This is a genomic window from Streptomyces sp. NPDC023157 (genome assembly GCF_055560575.1).
Genome location: NZ_JBVHIL010000005.1, coordinates 699,908 through 708,860, shown reverse-complemented (window position 1 = coordinate 708,860; position 8,953 = coordinate 699,908). Strand labels below are relative to the sequence as shown.

General features: G+C 72.7%; 6 protein-coding genes. 3 read left to right on the top strand and 3 right to left on the bottom strand.

What is annotated here, in order from left to right; genetic code table 11:
- Nucleotides 1–355 precede the first annotated feature (355 nt).
- Nucleotides 356–922 carry a MarR family winged helix-turn-helix transcriptional regulator gene (locus tag ACZ3ZE_RS21970; RefSeq protein WP_361167756.1) on the bottom strand — a complete coding sequence of 189 codons (567 nt, stop codon included), beginning with the start codon at nucleotides 920–922 and terminating at the stop codon, nucleotides 356–358.
- A 143-nt stretch (nucleotides 923–1,065) separates the two neighbouring features.
- Here ACZ3ZE_RS21970 and ACZ3ZE_RS21965 point away from each other — a divergent pair, with 143 nt between their 5' ends.
- Nucleotides 1,066–2,343 carry an MFS transporter gene (locus ACZ3ZE_RS21965; protein ID WP_467260233.1) on the top strand — a complete coding sequence of 426 codons (1,278 nt, stop codon included), beginning with the start codon at nucleotides 1,066–1,068 and terminating at the stop codon, nucleotides 2,341–2,343.
- A gap of 6 nt (nucleotides 2,344–2,349) precedes the next feature.
- Here ACZ3ZE_RS21965 and ACZ3ZE_RS21960 read toward each other — a convergent pair whose 3' ends face one another.
- Both ACZ3ZE_RS21960 and ACZ3ZE_RS21955 read right to left on the bottom strand, forming a co-directional pair.
- On the bottom strand, nucleotides 2,350–4,026 hold the full coding sequence (locus tag ACZ3ZE_RS21960) for an ATP-binding SpoIIE family protein phosphatase (RefSeq protein WP_442305771.1): 1,677 nt from the start codon (nucleotides 4,024–4,026) through the stop codon (nucleotides 2,350–2,352).
- Nucleotides 4,027–4,132: 106 nt separating this feature from the next.
- On the bottom strand, nucleotides 4,133–5,509 hold the full coding sequence (locus ACZ3ZE_RS21955; protein ID WP_361167762.1) for an NAD(P)/FAD-dependent oxidoreductase: 1,377 nt from the start codon (nucleotides 5,507–5,509) through the stop codon (nucleotides 4,133–4,135).
- Between the two features lie 353 nt (nucleotides 5,510–5,862).
- Here ACZ3ZE_RS21955 and ACZ3ZE_RS21950 point away from each other — a divergent pair, with 353 nt between their 5' ends.
- Entirely contained in the window at nucleotides 5,863–6,627 is a 765-nt protein-coding gene (locus ACZ3ZE_RS21950; RefSeq protein WP_361167765.1) for a TetR/AcrR family transcriptional regulator, read from the top strand.
- Nucleotides 6,628–6,848: 221 nt separating this feature from the next.
- Nucleotides 6,849–8,858 carry a sigma-70 family RNA polymerase sigma factor gene (locus ACZ3ZE_RS21945; RefSeq protein WP_467260209.1) on the top strand — a complete coding sequence of 670 codons (2,010 nt, stop codon included), beginning with the start codon at nucleotides 6,849–6,851 and terminating at the stop codon, nucleotides 8,856–8,858.
- Nucleotides 8,859–8,953: the final 95 nt, after the last annotated feature.

Below are 8,953 nucleotides of genomic sequence, written 5' to 3'. Positions count from 1 at the left end.
GAGTTCTCAAGGTGCGGACGCTTCCTTTGTACTTACCCTCTCGGGCTTTCCTCCGGGCGCTTCCTTCGTTCTTGCGTTTCCGACTCTATCAGATCCTTTCGGGCCTGATTCCCAGTCGGCGGGAGTTTGTCTTTCCGGCTGTTGGGCCGTTCCGACGTCTCAAACTCTAGCGGATTTTCCCGGCGACTCATAATCGAGTCTTTCGAAATGAATTCCGGCATGCCGAAATTCGTCCCGGATGGGAGATCGTGCGGAGTTGAGGTTGCCGCTTTCGCGGCGGGATGGCTGTCCTGGAACCGTCCGGCTCCGTGACAACTCGGAGAACACTACGCGTCTCCTGGAGGCACGTCAACCCTCAGTCGAGGTCCGTCAGCCGCCCGCCGGCGTCCGGCTGGGTCAGCTCCACGCGGCGGAGCAGGCGGATCAGCATCTCGCCCAGGGCGCCGCGGTCCTCGGACGACAGGTCCTGGAGGAGCTCCTCCTCGAAGTCCGTCGCCATGCGCATCGCCTCCAGCCACTTCTGGCGGCCCTCGTCGGTCAGCTCGACGATCACGCGCACCCGGTTGGTCTCGTCGCGGTCGCGGGTGACGAGGCCCTCGCCCGCCATGCGGTCGATGCGGTGGGTCATCGCGGCCGGAGTGAGGCCGAGGCGCTTGGCGAGCTCGCCGGGGCCGAGCCGGTACGGGGCGCCGGAGAGGACGAGGGTCTTGAGGACCTCCCACTCCGCGTTGCTGATGCCCAGGTCGGCGACCTGGCGGCCGTACGCCACGTTCATGCGCCGGTTCAGCCGGCCCAGGGCGGAGACCACCACCTCGACCTGGGGGTCGAGGTCGCGGAACTCGCGCTGGTAGGCGGCGATCTGCTCGTCGAGGGTCGGCTCCTGCGGTGGCCGCGGGCCGGACTGCTCGGGGGTCTCGGACATGCGGGGAGTATCCCACGCGGCTCGTTGGCGTTGAAGTCCTTCCATGTGTATTGTTAAGGATCTAATTTTAGTGTTGAAGTCTTCAGGGTTCAGAGCTACAGACCTGAACCCGCGACTTGAAGTGGGTGAGTGTGACCAAGGCGATGGGCGCCGCGATGCGCCGGATTCAGGCAGGTAGCGCGCTGAGCGCGTTCGGACTCGGCTTCACCGTGCCGTACCTCTATGTGTACGTCGCTCAGGTGCGGGATCTGGGCGCGGCCACGGCGGGTGTCGTGCTGGCCGTCTTCGCCATGGCCGCGCTCGTGGTCCTCCCCTTCAGCGGTCGCGCCATCGACCGGCGCGGGCCGGTGCCCGTGCTGCTCGTGGCCTCGGTGCTCGCCTCGGTCGGCGCGCTCGGGATGGGCCTCGCCTCGTCCGTGCCGGCGGCCGTGGGGGCCGCCGCGCTGCTCGGTGCCGGTACGGCCGTGATGCAGCCGGCGCTGGCGACGATGATCGTCTGGTGCTCGACGCCGGAGACCCGTACGCGCTCCTTCGCCATGCAGTTCTTCCTGCAGAACCTGGGTCTGGGTGTCGGTGGTCTGATCGGCGGCCAGCTGGTCGACGAGAGCCGGCCCGGCAGCTTCCTGCTGCTGTTCTCGATCGAGGCGGTGATGTTCCTGGTCCTCGGCGCGATCGTGCTGACCGTGCGGATGCCGGGTTCGCCCGCGCTGTCGGGCGCGCGGCCGGCCGCCGAGAAGGGCGGCGGGGTCAAGGCGCTGCTCGGGCACAAGGCGATGGTGCAGCTGTGCGTGCTGGGCTTCGTGCTCTTCTTCGCCTGTTACGGACAGTTCGAGTCGGGTCTCGCGGCGTACGGCACCGAGGCCGCCGGCATCGCGCCGTCGACGCTGGGCATCGCGCTGGCCGCCAACACGGCCGTCATCGTGGCCGCCCAGTTCCTGGTGCTGAAGTTCGTCGAGCGCCGCAAGCGGAGCCGGGTCATCGCGGCGGTCGGTCTGATCTGGACCGTGGCGTGGCTGTTCGCCGGGTACGCGGGCCTGGGCCACGGCAGCCAGGCGATGGCGACGGCGGCGTTCATCTCCACGTACGCCCTGTTCGGGCTGGGTGAGGCGATGCTGTCGCCGACCGTGGCGCCGCTGGTGGCCGATCTGGCGCCGGAGTCGATGGTCGGTACGTACAACTCGGCCTTCGCCCTGGTGAAGCAGCTCGCGCTGGCGGTCGGTCCGGCCGTGGGCGGGCCCATGGGGGCCTCGCTGCACGGGCCGTACATCGTGACCTTCGTGCTGTTCTCGCTCGGGATCACGTTCCTGGCGGTCCGGCTCGGGAAGCAGCTCACGCCGGTGCAGAACCAGCCGTCGCTGGCGGCGAAGCCTTCGCGGGTGGTGGCTGAGCACCGGCCCGCGAAGGAGACCGCGTCCGCCTGACCCTCTTTATGAGGTCGGGGTGGGCAGGGCGAACTCGCACCACACCGCTTTACCGCCGCCCGGAGTGCGGCGGCTCCCCCAGGACGAGGCGATCGTCGCGATGATGGAGATCCCGCGACCCGCCTCGTCTTCCGTTTCCGCCCTGCGGCGGCGCGGGAGGTGGTCGTCGCCGTCGGTGACCTCGATGATCAGGCGCCGGTCGGTACGGCGCAGCCGCAGGCGCATGGGCGGGGTGCCGTGCTGGAGGGAGTTCGCCACGAGCTCGCTGGTGGCGAGGACGCCGAGGTCGCACAGCTCCAGCGGGAAGCGCCAGCTGGCGAGCACGCCGGAGGCGAAGGCCCGCGCGCGGGGCGCGGCCTCGACGCCGCCGAGCAGCTCCAGGGCCGCGTTGTGGAAGAGCTCGGCGTCGGTGCCCTGGCGGGCGGGGTGCTGGACGACGAGGACGGCGACGTCGTCGTCATGCTCGGCGGTGACGCCGAGGGAGCGGAGCAGCCGGTCGCAGACGACCTGCGGGGTGCCGGTGGCGCCGGAGAGGGCGCGCTCCAGGGCGGCGACGCCCTCGTCGATGTCCTCGCGGCGCCGTTCGACCAGGCCGTCGGTGTAGAGGACGGCGGTGGAGCCGGGCGGCAGGGCGATGGTGCCGGAGGTGTGGAGCCAGCCGCCGGTGCCGAGCGGGGGTCCGGTGGGGCCCTCGGCGCTGCGGACGGTGCCGTCCTCGTCGCGGACGAGGATCGGGAGGTGGCCGGCGGAGGCGTAGACCAGGCGGCCCTCGTTGGGGTCGTGGATGGCGTAGACGCAGGTGGCGATCTGGCTGGCGTCGATCTCGGCGGCGAGGCCGTCGAGCAGCTGGAGCACCTCGTGCGGGGGCAGGTCGAGGCGGGCGTAGGCGCGGACGGCGGTGCGCAGCTGGCCCATGACGGCGGCGGCGCGGACGCCGCGGCCCATGACGTCGCCGATGACGAGGGCGGTGCGGCCGGCGCCGAGGGTGATGACGTCGTACCAGTCGCCGCCGACGGCGGCGTCGGCGACGCCGGGCTGGTAGGTGGCGGCGATGCGCAGGTCGTCGGGCTGTTCCAGCTCCTGGGGGAGCAGGGAGCGCTGGAGGGTGACGGCGGTCTCGCGGTGGCGGCGCTCGCTGGCGCGGAGCCGCTCGGCGGCCTCGGCGTGGTCGGTGACGTCGGCGGCGTGGACGAGGACGCCGCCGTCGGGGAGCTGCGGGCTCTCGACGGGCAGGCAGGTGACGGTGTAGGAGCCGCCTTCGCGGGTGCGGCGGGACTTGACCGTGCGGGGTTTGCCGCTGCGCAGGACCTGGTCCATGAGGGGGAGCAGGCCGAGCTCCTCCGCCTCGGGGCAGGTGGCGGCGACGGTGGCGCCGGTGGGACGGGGGCCGAAGGCGGCGGCGTACGCCTCGTTGACGTACGCGATGCGGTGCTCCGGGCCGTACACGAGCGCGACGAGGCCGGGGAGGCGGCCGACGATCTCCCGGACGGTGAAGTCCTCCAGCGCGGGCACCTCGGCGGTGTCGGCGGGCTCGGCGGCGTCTGCGGCGTCCGTCGCCTCGGCGGCGGGATGCTCCCTCTGCTGCCCGTACTCACCGCGGGCCGCGGGCACGGAGCCTTCGGTCCCCCGCGCCGCGCGGCGCTGCGTACCGGGGAGCCGGGCGCTCCAACGGGTGAAGTTCACGGATGTGTATGCCTCGTGGTGTCGTTGCCGTGCAGAGTCACTCTGTGCAGGTGTGAGCCCACCTATGGTCACACGTCCAGTGTGGACGAGTGCACTGACAGTGATGTCAGCCCGAGGGCTCGTCCTCGCCGGACGGCTTGGGCGCGGGTGGGGGTGCGGCGGCGAGTTCGAATTCGGCGCGCGGGTGTTCCAGCGAGCCGAGGGAGACGATCTCGCGTTTGAAGAGGCCGGAGAGGGTCCATTCGGCCAGGACGCGGGCCTTGCGGTTGAACGTGGGGACCCGGCTGAGGTGGTAGGCGCGGTGCATGAACCAGGCCGGGTAGCCCTTGAGCTTGCGGCCGTAGACGTGGGCGACTCCTTTGTGGAGGCCGAGCGAGGCTACGGAGCCGGCGTACTCGTGTGCGTATTCCTTGAGCGGTGCGCCGCGCAGGGAGGCGGTGATGTTCTCGGCGAGCACCTTCGTCTGGCGGACGGCGTGCTGGGCGTTGGGGGCGCATTCGCGTCCGGGTTCCCCGGCGGTGATGTCGGGGACGGCGGCGGCGTCGCCGGCGGCCCAGGCGTGTTCGACGCCGTCGACGGTGAGCCGGGCGGTGCAGCGGAGCCGTCCGCGTTCGTCGCGGGGCAGGTCGGTGGCGGCGAGGAGCGGCGAGGGTTTGACGCCGGCGGTCCACACGACGGTACGGGTGGGCAGGCGGGTGCCGTCGCTGAGGACGGCGACGCGGTCGACGCAGGAGTCGAGGCGGGTGCCGAGGCGGACGTCGATGTTGCGGGCGCGCAGCTCGCGGACGGCGTAGCGGCCCATCTCCTCGCCGACCTCGGGGAGGATCCGTTCGGAGGCCTCGACGAGCACCCAGCGCAGGTCCTCGGGCTTGATGTTGTGGTAGTACCGCGCGGTGTAGCGGGCCATGTCCTCCAGCTCGCCGAGGGCCTCGACGCCCGCGTAGCCGCCGCCGACGAAGACGAAGGTGAGGGCGGCGTCGCGGATCGCGGGGTCGCGGGTGGAGGAGGCGATGTCCATCTGCTCGATGACGTGGTTGCGCAGGCCGATGGCCTCCTCGACGGTCTTGAAGCCGATGCCGTGGTCGGCGAGGCCGGGGATCGGGAGGGTGCGGGAGACGGAGCCGGGGGCGATGACCAGCTCGTCGTAGCCGAGCTGGACGTTCCCGGCGCCTTCCTCCTCGGTGGCGAGGGTGGACAGGGTGGCCGTGCGCTTGGCGTGGTCGACGGAGTGGACCTCGCCGATGATGATCCGGCAGCGGTCGAGGACCCGGCGGAGCGGGACGACGACGTGGCGCGGGGAGATGGAGCCCGCGGCGGCCTCGGGGAGGAACGGCTGGTAGGTCATGTACGGCTCGGGCGTGACCACGACGATCTCGACCGTGCGGCTTCTGAGCTCGGCCTTGAGCTGCCGCTGGAGGCGCAGCGCGGTGTACATCCCGACGTAGCCACCGCCGACAACGAGAATGCGCACAGGTTCGGTCACTGTCCCATGACGCAACGCCGTTCGGGGTTTGTCCACAGGCCCGGCAAATTGTGTGACCGGAGCGGGGCGGAGGCGCGGGGTGGCGAAAGGGTCGTGCCGGTGGTGAACTCCGCAGGTCAGAGTGGGGGCGGCCGGTGGACGGTGGGGTCGGAATCGGGAGGGTTCCGGTCCTTGCTCCGATCGGGGGGCGCACCGTACGGAACTGCCCCTTCTGAATTGACCCGGACTCAACTATGTTCGTACCTCGTCGGAGTGTCGGATCGTCGTGCGTGGACCACGAGCGCGATGCGGTCGGAGCTCCGTGTCAGGGCGGGGAGTCTCCGGGGGGAGACATCATGAGCGGGGGAACGCTTATGCAGATTCAGGATTCGTACGGGCAGCTCCGTACGGCGCAGAACGCATCGAACGGACGGTCGGCGCCGCTGCGCGTGGACGCGCAGCGCAATCTGGAGCACGTGCTGCGTGCCGCGCGCGAGGTCTTCGGCGAGCTGGGCTACGGGGCTCCGATGGAGGACGTGGCGCGCCGCGCCCGAGTCGGTGTCGGCACGGTCTACCGGCGCTTCCCGAGCAAGGACGTGCTGGTCAGGCGGATAGCCGAGGAGGAGACCGCGCGGCTCACCGAGCAGGCGCGGACCGCTCTCGGCCAGGAGGACGAGCCGTGGTCGGCGCTCTCCCGGTTCCTGCGCACCTCGGTTGCCTCGGGCGCCGGTCGGCTGCTGCCGCCGCAGGTGCTGCGGGTGGGCGTGGACGACGTGCTGCTCCCGGCGGGTGCGCCGGAGGACACGGCACGGGTTCCGCAGCAGCGCATCTCGGTGGCGACCGGCGCGCCCCTGGCTCCCGTGAACGGGTACGGGGAGCTCGCCGAGCAGCGGGCGGCCGGGGCGCGTGCGGTGCCGGTGGCCGTGCAGGACGACGCGGGGGCCGCGGAGCTCCTGGAGGTCGTGGGCCGGCTGGTGGGCCGGGCGCGTGAGGCGGGCGAGCTGCGGCCGGACGTGACGGTGTCCGACGTGCTGCTGGTCATAGCCACCGCGGCGCCCGCGCTGCCGGACGCGGCGCAGCAGGCGGCGGCCTCGTCGCGGCTGCTCGACATCCTTCTGGAGGGTCTGCGCTCGCGGTAGGCACGCGGCACGCGGAGAGCACGCTCCGCTTCGAACACCGGGGTGACGGGTCGGCGGTCCGGGTGACCGCCGACCCTCACGCGAACGGGTGAGCGGTTACGCCCGGCGTCGGGAAGTCGCCCCGGACGAGTGGTAAGTGGACGCGAGGGTTCGGCGTGCCCGCGCTCTGTGGCAGGCTTGACCGGTGTTCGGGTCCGAGCGTGCAAACGGGGGCTTCCGCGATGAGCGGTGACAGTCGGGACGAGACGCCGGGCGCCGGTGGCACCACGGAGACCGGAGGCCTGCCCTCCGCCCAGGTGCCCAGCCAGGGCGGACCGATCGGCACCTCGACCGGTGCGGGCCCTCTCGGCGCCGGTGCCGGATCCGCCGCGTCGGCACCCGAGCCGAGCGTGCCGCAGCAGCGTGAGGGCGGGGCCCACGCCGGGACGGGGGCGCAACTCCCGGCCGACGAGCACGACTCCGTACTGCCGCCGCACGACCTGCCGCCGTCCGACGCCGAGCTCGTCCAGCTCATGCGGGACGGCGACGACAGCGCGTACGAGGAACTGTTCCGGCGCCACTCCGACGCCGTGCGCCGCTACGCCAGGACCTGCTGCCGGGACGCGCACACCGCCGACGACCTGACCGCCGAGGTCTTCGCCCGCACCCTCCAGGCGGTACGCGGCGGGGCCGGGCCCGAACAGGCCGTGCGCGCCTATCTGCTGACCACCGTCCGCCGGGTCGCGGCGACCTGGACGAAGACGCAGCGGCGCGAGCACCTCGTCGACGACTTCGCGGTCTTCGCCGCCGAGGCCTCCCGCGGCTCCGAGGTCTCCGACCAGGACACGCTCGACCTCGGCGCCGACGTCCTGGCCATGCACGAGGCCGAACAGTCCATGGCCATGCAGGCGTTCCGGTCGCTGCCGGAGCGCTGGCAGGCCGTGCTGTGGCACACCACGGTCGAGGAGGAGTCGCCCAGCGAGGTCGCCCCGCTCTTCGGCCTGACCGCCAACGCGACCGCCGTGCTCGCCAGCCGGGCCCGCGAGGGGCTCAAGCAGGCCTACCTCCAGGCGCACGTCAGCCAGTCGCTCACCGCGGGCGGCGACTGCGCCCGCTACGCCGACCGGCTCGGCGCGTTCGCGCGCGGCGGGCTGCGGATGCGGGCCGAGCGGGGGCTGCGCAAGCACCTCGACGAGTGCGCCAAGTGCCGGCTGGCCGCCGGTGAGCTGGCGCACGTGAACGCGGGCATCCCCGCGCTGCTGCCGATCGCCGTCATCGGCTGGTTCGCCGCCGGGTACTCGCTCAAGGCCGCCGGCGTCGTCGCCGGAGGGGTGGCCGGTGCGGGCGCGGCCGGTGCCGCCGCGGCGGCCACGGGCGCGGGCGCGGGTGCCGCCACCGGCTCGGCCGGGGCCTCGTCGGCCGCTGCCGCCGAGGGGCTCGGCATCCCCGCGAAGGCGGGCATCGCCGCGGTCGCCGCCGTCGCCGCGACCGCCGGTCTCGTCTGGGCGCTGACCGGGGCCGAGCCGGCACCGGTCGCCCAGCCCGCGGCCACGCCGTCGGTCGTCGCCCCCGTCCAACCGGCCCCGCCCGCGCCCAGGCCGACCCCGCAGCCGACCCCCCCGCCCGTACAGGCACCGCCGGCCCCCGCCGCGAAGCCGACACCGAAGCCCACGCCGAAGCCGACCCCGGCGAGGACGGCGAAGCCGACCCCGAAGCCGACGCCCGCCCCCACGCCGAAGCCGACACCTCGGCCCACGCCTCCGACGGCCTCGGCGAAGCCGGCGCCCCCCACCCCGCCGCCCGCGCCCCCGGCCGTCTACCAGCTCAGCCGGCTGGAGTACGGGATCTTCGGCGACGGCACCAAGCCGGAGGTCAACCTGAGCGAGAGCAGCTGGATGTGGCAGCGCTCCGGCCTCTCCATGGACGCCACTCGCTACGCGCACGGCGTGAGCGTGCACGCCCCGTCCTCGCTGCTGATCGACCTCAACCGGCAGTGCACCAGCTATGACGCGGTCGTCGGCATCGACGACATCACCCTGCCGTTCAAGCAGGTCGGCGGCGTCCGCTTCGCCGTCTACGGCGACGGCGAACGCCTGTGGCGCTCCGAGGTGATCCGCCCCGGTGACGCGCCGGTCCCGGTGCACGTGGGCATCGACGGCCGCCGCCAGATCCGCCTCGTGGTCGAGGAGCACACGCCGTTCGGCCGGGCGGCGGTCGCGGACTGGGCGCAGTCGCAGATCAACTGCGCCTGAGGCTGAGGTCGCGGCGGTCGCCGACTCCTCCCGAGGAGAGCTAACCGGTCGCCCCCCATCCCGTACGGCTCCCCCCAGGGAACGCCTACCCCGCC